Source organism: Kitasatospora sp. Xyl93 (assembly GCF_055383135.1).
This window is the reverse complement of sequence record NZ_AP029185.1, coordinates 2,690,845-2,705,731: the sequence shown is the minus strand read 5'-3', so window position 1 is coordinate 2,705,731 and position 14,887 is coordinate 2,690,845. Positions and strand designations below refer to the sequence as shown.

The following is a 14,887-nucleotide window of genomic DNA, read 5'->3' as shown; positions in this document are numbered from 1 at the left end:
CGACCGACGGCCTGGCCCGGGCCTACTTCTTCATGGCCCGGACGGCGTCCCGCGCGTCGGACTCGAGGGCGCTGCGCAGCTCCTCCTGGGACGGCGGCTTGCCCTTGCCCTCGGTGTAGCTGGCCGAGAAGGTGATGTAGTACGTCATCCCGCCGTCGCGGACGTCCAGCTCGGCGTAGACGCTGTGGTACTGGTCCGAGCCGTCGTCCTGGTACAGGAAGTACGCCTCCTCGCCGAGCCCCGGGACGGTGCTGGCCTGGTAGCCGCGCGCCCGGTAGAGCTCCTTGTTGGCCTCCAGCTCGGGCGCCGGGTTGACCGCCTTGTGGAGGTCGGCGCGCAGGTAGAGGTTGGCGTACTCGCTGTCGCCGCCGCCGGTGCGCTTGAGCGACATCGAGCAGTTCATGCTGTCCAGCGCCGGGTGCCGGTCGGTGTGGTGGGTCGGCGCGGAGGTGTCCGAGACGGCGTACGTCTGGAGGATCCTGGTGGGCTTCGCGGTGGTGCAGAAGTCGTCGGAGAGGTGGTAGCCGCGCAGTCCGCGCGGCGAGGACTCGCTGCTGACCAGCCCGGGGACGGCCAGCACGGCGGCGGTCCAGCCGACCGAGACGATCACCGCGCCGACGAACGCCCAGACGGCGTTGCGCCGCAGGTTCCCGCGCGGAGCGGGCCGCGGCACCGTGGGCAGCCCGGGCGGCGGGCCGAAGCCGGCCGCGCCTCCGGGTCGGGTGGCACCCCCGGGCCCGGGAACGCCCGGTACGGGCTGCGCGCCCCCGCCCGGCTGCTGCGGGTAGCCGTATCCCGGCCCGTTCGGTGCCGGTGACGGCGGTGGCGGCGGTGGCGTCGACATCGAGGTTCCCCCTGGGCCTGGCGTCGGGGTGCTCCCCGCGCCCCGATCGGACCTGACCGGCCCGGGGGCCGGTCCTCGGGCACCGACCCTAGCGGCCGGACCACGGAACGCGACAGGCGCCGCAGTGGTCTCCGGGGAGGAGGCCGACTGCGACGCCTGCCGTACTGCTTCGTTGCACCGCACCCGCGTGGCGAACGCAGGCCGCGTGCGGTGCGAGTCTCGCGCGCCTCGGGGGTCCGGGTAGAGGGCCGGGTCGTCCCGAAGCGGTGGGGGCGGAAGCCCCCGGGGCGTCAGGCCTGGACGGCGGTGTTGACGCGCTTGGTGATGGCCGACTTCTTGTTGGCGGCCTGGTTGGCGTGGATGACGCCCTTGCTCACGGCCTTGTCCAGCGCCTTGGAGGCGGCGCGGGCCAGCTCGGTGGCCTTCTCGGTCTCGCCGGCGGCAGCGGCCTCACGGGCCTTGCGCAGAGCGGTCTTCAGCGAGGACTTGACGGCCTTGTTGCGCAGGCGCGCCTTCTCGTTGGTCTTGTTGCGCTTGATCTGGGACTTGATGTTCGCCACGAAGGAGCCTCAGTCTGTCTGAAAGGTTTGAACGGGGTCGCACCCGGCGGCCTTCGGACCAGCTGAGAGGGCATGCCGAGGCCGGGTGCAGCTGACCACGCTACCAGGGGCCCGCTCCGTGGCCCAAACCGGCCGTGGGCGACGGCCGCCCCCGGTGCCGACCGGCGGTCCACCCCGCGCTCGTGGGAGGATGGGAGGAACTATTTCGATCGGACGAGACCGTCCGGTCCCCGGGAAAAACCGGTCAGCGATGACCCGGACACCCCCGGCCCCGGACCAACGGAGAATCGGACCAAGGTGCCCGCGACCCCCAGCAATGTGCCAGAGCCCAGCCGTACCGACCCGGCGCTGATCCGCAACTTCTGCATCATCGCCCACATCGACCACGGCAAGTCGACGCTCGCAGACCGAATGCTGCAGATCACCGGCGTCGTCGACCCCCGGCAGATGCGTGCCCAGTACCTCGACCGCATGGACATCGAGCGTGAGCGCGGCATCACCATCAAGTCGCAGGCGGTCCGCCTCCCGTGGGCGCCGAAGACCGGGCCGGACGCCGGGACGACGCACATCCTCAACATGATCGACACCCCCGGCCACGTGGACTTCACGTACGAGGTGTCCCGCTCCCTCGCCGCGTGCGAGGGCACCATCCTGGTGGTCGACGCGGCCCAGGGCATCGAGGCGCAGACCCTCGCCAACCTGTACCTGGCGCTGGAGAACGACCTCACGATCATCCCGGTCCTCAACAAGATCGACCTCCCGGCCGCCCAGCCGGAGAAGTACGCGGCCGAGATCGCCCACATCATCGGCTGCGACCCGTCCGACGTGCTCCAGGTCAGCGCCAAGACCGGCCTGGGCGTCGAGGACCTGCTGGACCACATCGTCAACACCATCCCGGCCCCGGTCGGCGTCAAGGACGCCCCGGCCCGCGCGATGATCTTCGACTCGGTGTACGACTCCTACCGCGGCGTGGTCACCTACGTCCGTGTGGTGGACGGGCAGCTCACCAAGCGCGAGCGGATCTCGATGATGTCCACCGGCGCCACCCACGAGCTGCTGGAGATCGGCGTCATCTCGCCCGAGCCGAAGGTCGCCGACGGCCTGGGCGTCGGCGAGGTGGGCTACATCATCACCGGTGTGAAGGACGTCCGGCAGTCCAAGGTCGGTGACACGATCACCTCGATGCACAAGGGCGCCACCGAGCCGCTCGGCGGCTACAAGGACCCGCGCCCGATGGTGTTCTCCGGCCTCTACCCGCTGGACGGCTCGGACTACCCGCTGCTGCGCGACGCCCTGGACAAGCTGCGGCTCAACGACGCCGCCCTGGTGTACGAGCCGGAGACCTCGGTCGCGCTCGGCTTCGGCTACCGCTGCGGCTTCCTCGGCCTGCTGCACCTGGAGATCATCCGGGAGCGCCTGGAGCGCGAGTTCAACCTCGACCTGATCTCCACCGCCCCGAACGTGGTCTACCGGGTGGTGATGGAGGACGGCACCGAGCACACCGTCACCAACCCGAGCGAGTTCCCGTCCGGCAAGATCTCCGACGTCTTCGAGCCGGTCGTGCGCGGCACCATCCTGGCGCCGAACGAGTTCGTCGGCGCGATCATGGAGCTCTGCCAGTCCCGCCGCGGCAGCCTGCAGGGCATGGACTACCTGTCCGAGGACCGGGTCGAGCTGCGCTACACCCTGCCGCTCGCGGAGATCGTCTTCGACTTCTTCGACCAGCTGAAGTCCAAGACCCGCGGCTACGCCTCGCTGGACTACGAGCCCATCGGCGAGCAGTCCGCCCAGCTGGTGAAGGTCGACATCCTGCTGCACGGCGACGCGGTCGACGCCTTCTCCGCGATCGTCCACAAGGACAAGGCCTACGGCTACGGCGTGATGATGGCGGGCAAGCTCCAGAAGCTCATCCCCCGCCAGCAGTTCGAGGTGCCGATCCAGGCCGCGATCGGCTCCCGGGTGATCGCCCGTGAGACGGTCCGCGCGATCCGCAAGGACGTCCTCGCCAAGTGCTACGGCGGTGACATCTCCCGCAAGCGGAAGCTGCTGGAGAAGCAGAAGGAAGGCAAGAAGCGGATGAAGATGGTCGGCAGCGTGGAGGTCCCGCAGGAGGCCTTCATCGCCGCGCTGTCCACCGACGCCGAGACACCGAAGGACAAGAAGTAGCCACGGCACGGCGGTGACGCACGCCGGAAGGGCCCGGGCACCCGCCCGGGCCCTTCCGGCGTCCGCGGGGCGTCCCGGGGTCTACTTCAGGCTGCCGCGGACCGCGAAGACGATCGCCGCCTTGGCCAGGCGCCCCGCGGTGCCGGTGAACACGGTGGGCCGCATCGAGTCGTCCGGGCGGACCACCTGGAGCAGCCCGTCCCGCCGGCCGAGGCTCACGCACTGCACCGCGTACCGGAACGAGAAGGGCTTCCCGGTGCGCCCGGCCAGCAGCCGGCCGAGGTACCGGCCCTGCGGCAGGGCGGTGGCGCAGCCCATCCGCAGGGTGCCGACGCCGGGGACGGTCACCGCGGCGGCGTCGCCGATGACGTGGACGTCCGGGTGGGAGACCGACCGCAGGCGGTCGTCCACCAGGGCCCGGCCGCGCTCGTCCACGGCGAGCCCGGCCTCGGCGGCCAGCGGGTGCGGCTCCAGCGAGGCGGCCCAGACGACGAGGTCGGCGCCGACCGGCCCGGCGGTGGTGCGCAGCCCGTCCGCGGTGACCTCGGTGACGGTGGTGCCCTCGTGGACGGCCACGCCGAGCCGGGCGAGGACGCGCCGGACGTGGGCCCGGCCCTTGGCGGAGTAGACGCCGCCGACCGGGCCGGAGGCGACGATCCGGACCCGCCAGTCGGGGTGGGCCTCGGCGAGTTCGGTGGCCAGTTCGATGCCGGTGGCGCCGCCGCCGACCACGGCGATGGTGCCGGGCCGGTCGGCCCCGTCGATCCGGCGGCGCAGTTCGGCCGCGCGCTCCGCCGAGTAGGCGAGCTGTTCGGCGCCGGGGACGCCGTGCCAGGCGGTGCGGCTGCCGAGGGCGTGGACCAGGGTGTCGTAGGCGAGGGTGGTGCCGTCGTCGAGCCGGACCTCGCGGGCGTCCGGGTCGATGCCGACGGCCCGGGCCCGGCGGTGGGTGATCCGGCGGCCGCGGGTGAGTTCGCCGATGGTGGGCCAGTCGCGGCCGCGGCCGGCGGCGGTCTCGTGCTGGCGGATGCGGTGCAGGATCCGGTCCTCGGGGGCGACCAGGGTGACGGCGTGGCGCCGTCCGGCGCCGTTGGCCGCGGTCAGGCCGGCGTACCCGGCGCCCAGTACGACGATCCGCCGGCCGGTGGTGGTGCTGCTCATCTCGTCCGCCTCCTCGCGAGGGCGCTCCGGTGGAGCGCTGTTCGGGAAGGGGACGACGCGGCGGCCCGGGGTGTGACCGTGAGCCGGGTCACAGCTCCACGGCGGGGATGCGGGCGAGCTTCTCGGGGTTGACCACGACGTAGGCCTCGGCGATCCGGCCGTCGGCCACGGTGAAGGCGAGGACGCCGCCGACCCGGCCGGTGGTCCGTTCGTACCAGACCAGTCCGGGTTCGCCGTTGACCACGGCGCGGCCGATGGCCGCGTCGGGGGTGAACCACTTGGCGACCAGGCCGGCCACCAGTCGGGACACCCGGTCGGCGCCGCGGATCGGGCGGACGCCGGCGCGGACGATGCCGCCGCCGTCGGAGTGCCAGACCACGTCGGGGTCGAGGACCTCCATCAGGGCGAGGATGTCGCCGCGGGTGCTGGCGGCGGCGAAGGCCTCGACGGCCTGGCGGTGCTCGGCCGGGCCCGCCCCGCCGGTGCGCCGGGCGCCCTCCTGGGCCCGCCCGCCGTCGCGGACCCGGCGGCGGGCCCGGGAGGCGAGCTGGCGGGCGGCGTCGGGGCTGCGCTCCAGGGAGGCGCCGATCTCGTCGAAGCCGACCGCGAAGACGTCGTGCAGCACGAAGGCGGCCCGCTCGGCGGGGGTGAGCTGCTCCAGCACGGCGAGCAGGGCGAGCGAGACGGACTCGCCGCGTTCGGCCAGTTCGGCGGGGGAGTCGGGGACGTCGGCGTAGCTGACGACCGGTTCGGGCAGCCACTCGCCGTAGTAGGCCTCGCGGCGGGCGCGGGCGGAGCCCAGCTGGTCGTAGCAGAGCCGGGTGACGACGGTGGTGAGGAAGGCGCGCGGGTCGGCGACGGCGGTGCGGTCGGCGCCCTGCCAGCGCAGCCAGGCGTCCTGGAGGACGTCCTCGGCGTCGGTGAACGAGCCGAGCAGCCGGTAGGCGACCGAGCCCAGGTAGCGGCGGTTGGCCTCGAAGGCGTCCGAGGCCTCCGACGCCTCCGGGGCCTCCGGGGCGGACGGGGCGTCCGGGGCCGACAGGGCGGACGAGGTCTCCGGGGTGTCCGGGTGGTCGGGGGCCTGGTCGTCGATCACGGGCCCAAGGTAGCGCGCGGCGTCCGGAACGCGCAGGGCAGGGGCGGGAAGGGCCGGAACGCGAAGGCCCGGAACGCGAAGGGCCGGGGCGGGAAGTCCCCGCCCCGGCCCGCCGGTCGGCCGGGCGTCAGTCGACCTCGACCGCGGCCTCGGCGAACTGCGCCTGGTAGAGCCGCGCGTAGGCGCCGTCGGCGGCGATCAGCCGGTCGTGCGAGCCCTGCTCGACGATCGAGCCGTTCTCCATCACCAGGATCACGTCGGCGTCCCGGATGGTGGAGAGCCGGTGGGCGATCACGAAGCTGGTGCGGCCGGTGCGCAGCCGGGCCATGGCCCGCTGGATCAGCACCTCGGTGCGGGTGTCGACGGAGCTGGTGGCCTCGTCCAGGACCAGGATGGACGGCTGGGCGAGGAACGCCCGGGCGATGGTGATCAGCTGCTTCTCGCCGGTGCTGACGCCGGTGCCCTCGTCGTCGATGACGGTGTCGTAGCCGTCCGGCAGGGTGCGCACGAAGCGGTCGACGTGGGCGGCCCTGGCGGCCTCGACGACCTGCTCGCGGGTGGCCGACTCGGCGCCGTAGGCGATGTTGTCGGCGATGGTGCCGCCGAACAGCCAGGTGTCCTGGAGCACCATGCCGATGCCGGAGCGCAGTTCCTCGCGGGACATCGCGGCGATGTCGACGCCGTCGAGGGTGATCCGCCCGGAGCTGACCTCGTAGAACCGCATCAGCAGGTTGACCAGGGTGGTCTTTCCGGCGCCGGTGGGGCCGACGATGGCGACGGTCTGGCCGGGTTCGACCTTGAGCGAGAGGTCCTCGATGAGCGGCTTCTCGGGGTCGTAGCGGAAGGTCACGTCCTGGAAGGCGACCCGGCCGCGGACCACGTCGGGCCGTTCGGGCATAGCCGGTTCGGGGCTCTGCTCGGGGGCGTCCAGCAGCTCGAAGACGCGCTCGGCGGAGGCGACGCCGGACTGCACCAGGTTGGCCATGCTGGCGACCTGGGTGAGCGGCTGGCTGAACTGCCGGGAGTACTGGATGAACGCCTGGACGTCACCGATGGACAGCGCGCCGCTCGCCACCCGCAGGCCGCCGACGACGGCGACCAGCACGTACTGGAGGTTGCCGATCAGCATCATCGCGGGCTGGATGATGCCGGAGATGAACTGGGCCTTGTAACTGGCCTGGTAGAGCGCCTCGTTGTGCTCGCGGAAGGTCTCTGCGGACTCGTGCTGCCGCCCGAACACCTTGACCAGGGTGTGGCCGGTGTACATCTCCTCGATGTGGGCGTTGAGCTGGCCGGTGGACTTCCACTGCTGGACGAACTGCGGCTGGGCCCGCTTGCCGACCTTGGTGGCGACGACCACCGAGACGGGCACCGAGATCAGCGCGATCAGGGCGAGCAGCGGGGAGATCCAGAACATCATCGCGAGCACGCCGACCACGGTGAGCAGCGAGTTGACGACCTGTCCGAGGGTCTGCTGCATGGACTGGCCGATGTTGTCGATGTCGTTGGTGACCCGGCTGAGCACCTCGCCGCGCGGCTGCTTGTCGAAGTAGCTGAGCGGCAGCCGGGAGAGCTTGGCCTCGACGTCCTGGCGCAGCCGGTAGCTGGCGGCCTGGATGGCGTGGGTGGCCAGCCGGCCCTGGAAGACGCCGAGGACGGCGGAGGCGACGTAGACGCCGAGCACCCAGAGCAGGACGGTGCCGATGGCGCCGAAGTCCATGCCCTGGCCGGGGACGAAGTCGACGGAGGAGAGCAGGTCGGCGACGCCGCCCTCGCCGTGGGCGCGCAGCCCGTCGACGACCTGGTCCTTGGAGGCGCCGGACTGGAAGCGGGCGCCGACGACGCCGGCGAAGATCAGGTCGGTGGCGTCGCCGAGGATCTTGGGGCCGATGACGGCGCAGCCGATGCCGAGCACGCCGAGGATCAGGACGCCGATCAGGGTGTTGCGTTCGGGGCGCAGCAGGCCGAGGACGCGCTTGCCGGAGCCCTTGAAGTCCATGGACTTCTCGGTGCCCTGGCCGCCCATGAAGCGGCCGGGGCCGGCCGGTCCGCGGCGGGCGGCGGCGGCCTGCGAGTCACTGGGCAGGTCGGCGTCCTTCGCGGCGTCCTTCTTCCGGGCGTCCTCGGGGGCGGCGCCTCTCGGGGCCTGGCCCTTGTTCAGGTCGGGCTTCTTGCCGGGGCTGGTCACGCGCCCACCTCGCTGCGCTCGGCAGGGGCCTTCGCCCGTGCGCACCTCTTGATGATTCGCTCGCTTCGGTCGTTCACGCCGCCTCCTGCTCGGTGAGCTGGGAGAGCACGATCTCCCGGTACGTCGGGTTGTCGTCCATCAGCTCGTGGTGGGTTCCGGTGCCGACGACGGCACCCTCGTCGAGGACGATGATCCGGTCGGCGTCGCGGATGGTGGACACGCGCTGGGCGACGATCAGGACGGTGGCGTCGGAGGTCTCGCGGGCGAGGGCCTTGCGGAGCTTGGCGTCGGTGGCGTAGTCGAGCGCGGAGAAGGAGTCGTCGAAGAGGTAGACGGAGGGCCGGCGCACCAGGGTCCGGGCGATGGCCAGGCGTTGGCGCTGGCCGCCGGAGACGTTGCCGCCGCCCTGGGCGATGGGGGCGTCCAGGCCCTCGGGCAGCTTCTCGACGAACTCCTTGGCCTGGGCGATCTCCAGGGCGTGCCAGAGCTCCTCGTCGGTGGCGTCGGGCCGGCCGTAGCGGAGGTTGCTGGCGACGGTGCCGGAGAAGAGGTAGGGCTTCTGCGGGACGATGCCGACGTTCTCGGCGAGCACGGCGGGGTCGAGTTCGCGGACGTCCACGCCGTCGAGCAGGACCTGTCCGGAGGTGGCGTCGAAGAGCCGGGGGACGAGGCCGAGCAGGGTGGACTTGCCGCTGCCGGTGGAGCCGATGATGGCGGTGGTCTCGCCGGGGCGGGCGGTGAGCTCGATGCCGCGCAGCACCGGGGCCTCGGCGCCGGGGTAGCGGAAGTCGACGTCGCGCAGCTCCAGGTTGCCGCGGCGCAGCACCTCGGTGACGGGGGCGGCGGGCGGGACGACGCTGCTGTGGGTGCCGAGGACCTCCTGGACGCGTTCGGCGCAGACCTCGGCGCGCGGCACCATCATGAACATGAAGGTGGCCATCATGACGCTCATCAGGATCTGCATCAGGTAGGAGAGGAACGCGGTGAGCGCGCCGATCTCCATGGCGCCGTCGTCGATGCGGTGGGCGCCGAACCAGAGCACGGCGACGCTGGAGACGTTCACCACCAGCATGACGGCGGGGAACATGATGGACATCAGCCGGCCGACCTGGCGGGCGACCTGGGTGAGGTCCTCGTTGGCGCCGGCGAAGCGGGCCTGCTCCTGGTCGTCCTTGACGAAGGCGCGGATGACCCGGATGCCGGTGATCTGCTCGCGCAGGACCCGGTTCACGGTGTCGATCCGCTCCTGCATGCTGCGGAACCTGGGGCGCAGTGCGCGGACCAGCAGGACCACGACGACGCCGAGCGCCGGGATGACGGCGAGCAGCAGGCCGGACAGCGGGACGTCCTGGTTGAGCGCCATGATGATGCCGCCGACGCACATGATCGGCGCGGCGACCATGAGCGTGAAGCTCATCAGGGCGAGCATCTGGACCTGCTGGACGTCGTTGGTGGTGCGGGTGATCAGCGAGGGGGCGCCGAACTGGCCGACCTCCCGGGCGGAGAAGCCCTGCACCCGGTCGAAGACGGCGGCGCGGAGGTCGCGGCCGAAGGCCATGGCGGTGCGGGCGCCGATGAAGACGGCGCCGATCGAGCACAGGGCCTGCAGGACGGTGACCGCGATCATCACCCCGCCGACGCGCAGGATGTAGCCGGTGTCGCCCTTGACCACCCCGTCGTCGATGATGTCGGCGTTGAGCGTCGGCAGGTAGAGCGCCGCGAGGGTGGACACCAGCTGGAGCAGCACCAGCAGGGTGATCGGTCGGGAGTACGGGCGCAGGTACGCCCTCAGCAGTCTGATCAGCACTAGCACACTCTTGTCGGTCGCCGGTCGGGTTCGCACCCCAATTCTCGATGTTCCCAAGCGTCGCGCAGGCGATTCGGCGTGCGGGAGCCGGAGGTTTGCCGGGCTTTTGCCGAATGGCCGGGTGCGGCACGGGTGCCGCGGCGGTGTGCCGTCGGCCGCTGCCCTCTTACGGATTGACCGGTTTCCCCCTAGGCTGCTGATTGCCCCTTTGTTACTGACCGGTACCGCTCAGGTGAACCGGGGGCCCGGCGACCGCCCCCACGGACGCCGCGACAATCCCTCAGACGGCCACCCGCCCCCGGAGGTCCTCGTTGAGTTCCGCGCAGTCCCTGATCGACTCCGGCAGGCCCGACCTCGTCGCCGGGCGCCCCGCCTCCGTCGCCCACCTGTTCCTGGAGCGGGTCGCCCTGACCCCGAACGCCGAGGCCTACCGCTACCCCTCGCCGGTGGACGAGCAGGCCGCCGACGGCGCGCCCGGCGCCGAGCAGTGGCGCTCGCTCACCTGGGCGCAGACCGCGACCCGGGTCAAGGCGGTGGCCGCCGGCCTGATGGCGCTCGGCATCCGGCCCGAGGACCGGGTGGCCCTGGCCTCCTCGACCCGGCTGGAGTGGGTCCTCACCGACCTCGGCGCCATGTGCGCGGGCGCCGCGATCACCACCGTCTACCCGAGCACCAACGCGTCCGAGACCGCGTTCATCCTGTCCGACTCGGGCTCCCGGGCGATGTTCGCCGAGAACGCGGCCCAGCTGGCCAAGGCCGTCGAGCAGATCGACCAACTGCCCGAGCTGCGCACCGTGATCCTCTTCGACGCGCCCGCCGAGGCCCCCGGGACCGCGGGCCTGGAGGTGATCACCCTCGCCGAGCTGGAGGAGCGCGGCACCCGGTACCTGGCGGAGCACCCCGACGCGGTGGAGAAGACCGTCGACGGGCTCGGCAGGGAGCAGCTGGCCACCCTCATCTACACCTCCGGCACCACCGGCCGTCCCAAGGGCGTGCGCCTGGTGCACGACTGCTGGGCGTACGAGGGCCGGGCGCAGGAGGCCAGCGGGCTGCTGGGCCCCGACGACGTCCAGTTCATGTGGCTGCCGCTGTCGCACGTGTTCGGCAAGACGCTGATCTCCGGGCAGATCGCCACCGGGCACGTGATGGCGCTGGACGGCCGGGTGGACCGGATCATCCACAACCTGCCGGCGATCCGGCCGACCATCATGGCCTCGGCGCCGCGCATCTTCGAGAAGGTCTACAACGGCATCGCGGGCAAGGCCCGGGCCGAGGGCGGCGCCAAGTACAAGATCTTCCTGTGGGCGGCCAAGGTCGCCCGCGAGCACGCCCGGGTGGTCCAGGAGAACCGGGTCGCCACCGGGGCCGGGACCGCCCCGCTGGGCCTGCGGCTGCAGCACGCGCTGGCCGACAGGCTGGTGTACGCGAAGATCCGGGCGGCCTTCGGCGGCCGGATGCGCGGCGCCGTCTCCGGCAGCGCCGCGCTGGCCCCGGAGATCGGCTACTTCTTCCTCGGCGCCGGGGTGCCGATCCTGGAGGGCTACGGCCTGAGCGAGACCAGCGCCGGCTCCTGCGTCAACCGCGCGGAGGACGTGCGGATCGGCACCGTGGGCCGCCCGCTGCCCGGCACCGAGGTGCGGATCGCCGAGGACGGCGAGATCCTGCTGCGCGGCCCGGGCGTCATGCGCGGCTACCACAACCTGCCGGAGAAGACCGCCGAGGTGCTGGAGCCGGACGGCTGGTTCCACACCGAGGACATCGGCGAGCTCACCCCGGACGGCTTCCTGCGGATCACCGACCGCAAGAAGGACCTGTTCAAGACCTCCGGCGGCAAGTACGTGGCGCCCAGCGAGGTCGAGGGCAAGTTCAAGGCGGTCTGCCCGTTCGTCAGCAACATCCTGGTGATCGGCAACGGCCGCAACTACTGCACCGCGCTGATCGGCCTGGACGAGGCGGTCCTGATGCCGTGGGCCGCCGAGCACGGCCTGGCCGGGCGGAGCTACGCCGAGCTGGCCGCCGAGCCGGCCGTGCACGAGCTGATCGAGGGCTTCGTCAAGCGGGTCAACGGCGACCTCCAGCGCTGGCAGACGATCAAGAAGTTCCACCTGCTGCCGCGCGACCTCGACATCGAGCACGGCGAGCTCACCCCGAGCCTGAAGATCAAGCGCCCGGTGGTCGAGCGGACCTACGCGGACGCGGTGACCGCGATGTACGCGGGCGCCAACGAGGCCTGATCCGCCCCGCTCCCGTACGGCCCGCCGGTCAGGCCGGGCCGTACGGGACAATGGGTCCATGCCCTCCGCACTTCCCGACGGCGATCCGGTGCCGTCCGACGGTTCCCTGCCCGCGCACGCCCTCGCCGGGCTGGGCCCGCGACCCTTCGGCTTCTACCTGCACGTGCCGTACTGCGCCAGCCGCTGCGGCTACTGCGACTTCAACACCTACACCGCCACCGAGCTGCGCTCCTCCGGGGCGGTCGCCTCGCAGGAGACGTACGCGGACAACGTGGTCGCCGAGATCCGCCTCGCCCGCAAGGTGCTGGGGGACACGGACCTCCCGGTGCGGACCGTGTTCCTCGGCGGTGGCACCCCGACCCTGCTGCCCGCCCGCGACCTGGTGAAGATGCTCGCCGCGATCCGCGAGGAGTTCGGGCTCGCCGAGGGCGCCGAGGTCACCACCGAGGCCAACCCGGAGTCGGTGGACCCGGCCTACCTGGCCGAACTGCGCGAGGGCGGCTACAACCGGCTCTCCTTCGGCATGCAGAGCGCCCGCCCGCACGTCCTGCGGCTGCTCGACCGCCACCACACCCCGGGCCGCCCCGAGGCCTGCGTCGCCGAGGCCCGCGCGGCCGGCTTCGACCACGTCAACCTCGACCTCATCTACGGCACCCCGGGCGAGTCCGACGACGACTGGCGGGCCTCCCTGGACGCCGCCATCGGCGCCGGGCCCGACCACGTCTCCGCGTACTCGCTGATCGTCGAGGAGGGCACCCGGCTGGCCGCCCGGGTCAAGCGCGGCGAACTGCCGATGATCGACGACGACGTCCACGCCGACCGCTACCTGATCGCCGAGGAGGCGCTCAGCGCCGCCGGCTACTCCTGGTACGAGGTCTCCAACTGGGCCACCACCCCCGAGGGCCGCTGCCGCCACAACGAGCTCTACTGGACCGGCGCCGACTGGTGGGGGGCCGGCCCCGGCGCCCACAGCCACGTCGGCGGCGTCCGCTGGTGGAACGCCAAGCACCCCGCCGCCTACGCCCGGGCCCTCGCCGAGGGCCGCACCCCGGCCCTGGCCCGCGAGGTGCTGGCCGACGAGGACCGCCGCGTCGAGCGCATCCTGCTGGAGCTGCGGCTGGTGGACGGCATCCCCCTGGACCTGCTGACGGACACCGGCCGCAAGGCCGCGGACCGGCACCTCGCCGACGGCCTCCTCGCCGCGGGTCCGTACGCCGACGGCCGCGCCGCCCTCACCCTCCAGGGCCGGCTGCTGGCCGACGCCGTCGTCCGTGACCTGGTGGACTGATCGAGGACCTGTCGTGTCTGCGTGACTACTTCAGGCCTGTTGGGCGTCACGCTCGACACCTCGGAGTTCCAGACCTACTCCTGGCCCGGCAGGGCCGTGAAGTCGATCAACTCCTCCACCCGGCCCAGCAGTTCGGGCTCCAGGTCCCGGTAGCTGTCCACCTTCGACAGGATGTGCTTCCAGGCCGCCGGGGTGTCCACCGGCCAGCCGAGGCGGCGGCAGGTGCCCTCCTTCCAGTCCTCGCCGCGCGGGACGGCGGGCCAGGCGGGGATGCCCACGCTGGCGGGCTTCACGGCCTGCCAGATGTCGATGAAGGGGTGGCCGACGACCAGCACGGACTCGCCGGTGACCTGGGCGGCGATGCGGTGCTCCTTCGTCCCCGGGAGCAGGTGGTCGACCAGGACGCCCAGGCGCCGGCCCGGGCCGGGGGCGAAGTCGGCGACGATCGCGGGCAGGTCGTCGATGCCGCGCAGGTACTCGACGACCACGCCCTCGATCCGCAGGTCGTCGCCCCAGACCCGCTCGACCAGCTCGGCGTCGTGCCGCCCCTCGACGTAGATCCGCGACTCGCGGGCGACCCGGGCGCGGGCGCCGGGGACGGCGATCGAGCCCGAGGCGGTACGGCCCGGGGTGCGGGGCGCCGCCGGGCCGGCCGGGCGCACCAGGGTGACGGCCCTGCCCTCCAGCAGGAAGCCGCGCGGCACCAGCGGGAACACCCGGTGCTTGCCGAACCGGTCCTCCAGGGTGACGGTGAACCCCTCGGCGGTCTTCTCGCAGCGCACCACCGCCCCGCAGAAGCCGGTCGCCGCCTCCTCGACCACCAGGTCCCGCTCGGCGGGCACCTCCGGGGCGGCCTGCTGCTTCTTCCACGGCGGGGTCAGGTCGGGTCCGTACTGGCGGCTGCGCATACGGGTGATCATAGGGAGGGCGGACGGCCCGTCAGAGTCCCGGCGCGCCCCAGACCGGGAACCAGCGGCCGAGGTCCTTCTCCAGCCGCAGGTCGTTCCCCAGCATCGCGTTGACCTGCAGTTCCAGCGGGCTGTTGCGCTTCTCCCCTCCGCCGGGCACCGGCGCGAAGGGGTAGAAGGTGCCGCGCTTGTACAGGTAGACCAGGGCCAGCGACTGCCCCTGCGGGTTCCGGAAGGCGACCAGCGAGCAGAGCAGCTGCGGCCCGAAGCCGTTCGCCTCCAGCTCGCTGTTGACCGCGTGCAGGTCGTTCACCAGCTCCGGCAGCTCCTCGGGCCGGTGCCGGGCGAGCAGCCAGGAGTAGCCGTAGGCGTCCTTGGAGGCCTCCACCGGGACGCCGCCGCGCCCGGTGTCGGCGTCCAGCAGCGCCCGGACCTGCTGCTCGACCTGGACGAAGGCCGCGCCCTCGACGGCCGCGAAGCAGACCGAGCCGAGCCCGGTGGGGGTGAACCCGGCTCCGGCCTCCAGGGTGAGCGCGGCGGACGGCACGCCGAACAGCTGGTCGAGGTCGGGTTTGACGGGCTTGGTGCGGCCGAACAGGGCGTCCAGGATTCCCACGGCGGTCCTCTCGGGTTCG

11 protein-coding genes are annotated in these 14,887 nt (G+C 72.3%); 3 read left to right on the top strand and 8 right to left on the bottom strand.

Annotated features, from left to right (window positions below):
• Window positions 1–22 precede the first annotated feature (22 nt).
• Window positions 23–673: a hypothetical protein gene (locus ACZ5GH_RS12015; protein WP_464334237.1), complete on the bottom strand. Its 651-nt coding sequence runs from the start codon at window positions 671–673 to the stop codon at window positions 23–25.
• A 461-nt stretch (window positions 674–1,134) separates the two neighbouring features.
• A complete protein-coding gene (gene rpsT, locus ACZ5GH_RS12010) occupies window positions 1,135–1,404 on the bottom strand; it encodes a 30S ribosomal protein S20 (protein ID WP_030309778.1) in 270 nt (89 codons plus the stop codon).
• Window positions 1,405–1,701: 297 nt separating this feature from the next.
• Here rpsT and lepA point away from each other — a divergent pair, with 297 nt between their 5' ends.
• Complete coding sequence (lepA, locus tag ACZ5GH_RS12005) at window positions 1,702–3,570, top strand: translation elongation factor 4 (RefSeq protein ID WP_387748276.1); 1,869 nt, start codon at window positions 1,702–1,704, stop codon at window positions 3,568–3,570.
• Window positions 3,571–3,651: 81 nt separating this feature from the next.
• On the opposite strand, the gene ACZ5GH_RS12000 is transcribed toward lepA, so the two are convergent.
• The 4 genes from ACZ5GH_RS12000 to ACZ5GH_RS11985 all read right to left on the bottom strand — a co-directional run bounded on the left by ACZ5GH_RS12000 (window position 3,652) and on the right by ACZ5GH_RS11985 (window position 9,822).
• Window positions 3,652–4,731 (bottom strand): NAD(P)/FAD-dependent oxidoreductase, encoded by a 1,080-nt coding sequence (locus ACZ5GH_RS12000; protein WP_387748278.1) that lies wholly within the window; start codon window positions 4,729–4,731, stop codon window positions 3,652–3,654.
• Window positions 4,732–4,819: 88 nt separating this feature from the next.
• The gene (gene sigJ / locus ACZ5GH_RS11995) at window positions 4,820–5,827 is read right to left on the bottom strand and encodes an RNA polymerase sigma factor SigJ (protein WP_464334236.1); all 1,008 of its coding nucleotides are present in this window, start codon (window positions 5,825–5,827) and stop codon (window positions 4,820–4,822) included.
• A 127-nt stretch (window positions 5,828–5,954) separates the two neighbouring features.
• A complete protein-coding gene (locus tag ACZ5GH_RS11990) occupies window positions 5,955–7,853 on the bottom strand; it encodes an ABC transporter ATP-binding protein (protein ID WP_387749254.1) in 1,899 nt (632 codons plus the stop codon).
• 235 nt (window positions 7,854–8,088) lie between these two features.
• Complete coding sequence (locus ACZ5GH_RS11985; protein ID WP_387748282.1) at window positions 8,089–9,822, bottom strand: ABC transporter ATP-binding protein; 1,734 nt, start codon at window positions 9,820–9,822, stop codon at window positions 8,089–8,091.
• Between the two features lie 311 nt (window positions 9,823–10,133).
• Here ACZ5GH_RS11985 and ACZ5GH_RS11980 point away from each other — a divergent pair, with 311 nt between their 5' ends.
• Entirely contained in the window at window positions 10,134–12,056 is a 1,923-nt protein-coding gene (locus ACZ5GH_RS11980; protein ID WP_387748284.1) for an AMP-dependent synthetase/ligase, read from the top strand.
• A 58-nt stretch (window positions 12,057–12,114) separates the two neighbouring features.
• Window positions 12,115–13,344, top strand: coding sequence for a radical SAM family heme chaperone HemW (gene hemW / locus ACZ5GH_RS11975; RefSeq protein WP_387748286.1), 1,230 nt, complete (start codon window positions 12,115–12,117; stop codon window positions 13,342–13,344).
• Window positions 13,345–13,418: 74 nt separating this feature from the next.
• Here hemW and ACZ5GH_RS11970 read toward each other — a convergent pair whose 3' ends face one another.
• Window positions 13,419–14,252, bottom strand: coding sequence for a DUF3097 domain-containing protein (locus ACZ5GH_RS11970; RefSeq protein WP_387748288.1), 834 nt, complete (start codon window positions 14,250–14,252; stop codon window positions 13,419–13,421).
• A gap of 31 nt (window positions 14,253–14,283) precedes the next feature.
• Window positions 14,284–14,868, bottom strand: coding sequence for a PspA-associated protein PspAB (gene pspAB / locus ACZ5GH_RS11965; RefSeq protein WP_387748290.1), 585 nt, complete (start codon window positions 14,866–14,868; stop codon window positions 14,284–14,286).
• Window positions 14,869–14,887 lie beyond the last annotated feature (19 nt).

What these genes read in the sequence shown, in the direction of transcription:
- ACZ5GH_RS11990 (WP_387749254.1), bottom strand. Translation starts at nt 7,853, where the DNA reads ATGGGCGGCCAGGGCACCGAGAAGTCCATGGACTTCAAGGGCTCCGGC.
- ACZ5GH_RS12000 (WP_387748278.1), bottom strand. Translation starts at nt 4,731, where the DNA reads ATGAGCAGCACCACCACCGGCCGGCGGATCGTCGTACTGGGCGCCGGG.
- ACZ5GH_RS11970 (WP_387748288.1), bottom strand. Translation starts at nt 14,252, where the DNA reads ATGCGCAGCCGCCAGTACGGACCCGACCTGACCCCGCCGTGGAAGAAG.
- hemW (WP_387748286.1), top strand. Translation starts at nt 12,115, where the DNA reads ATGCCCTCCGCACTTCCCGACGGCGATCCGGTGCCGTCCGACGGTTCC.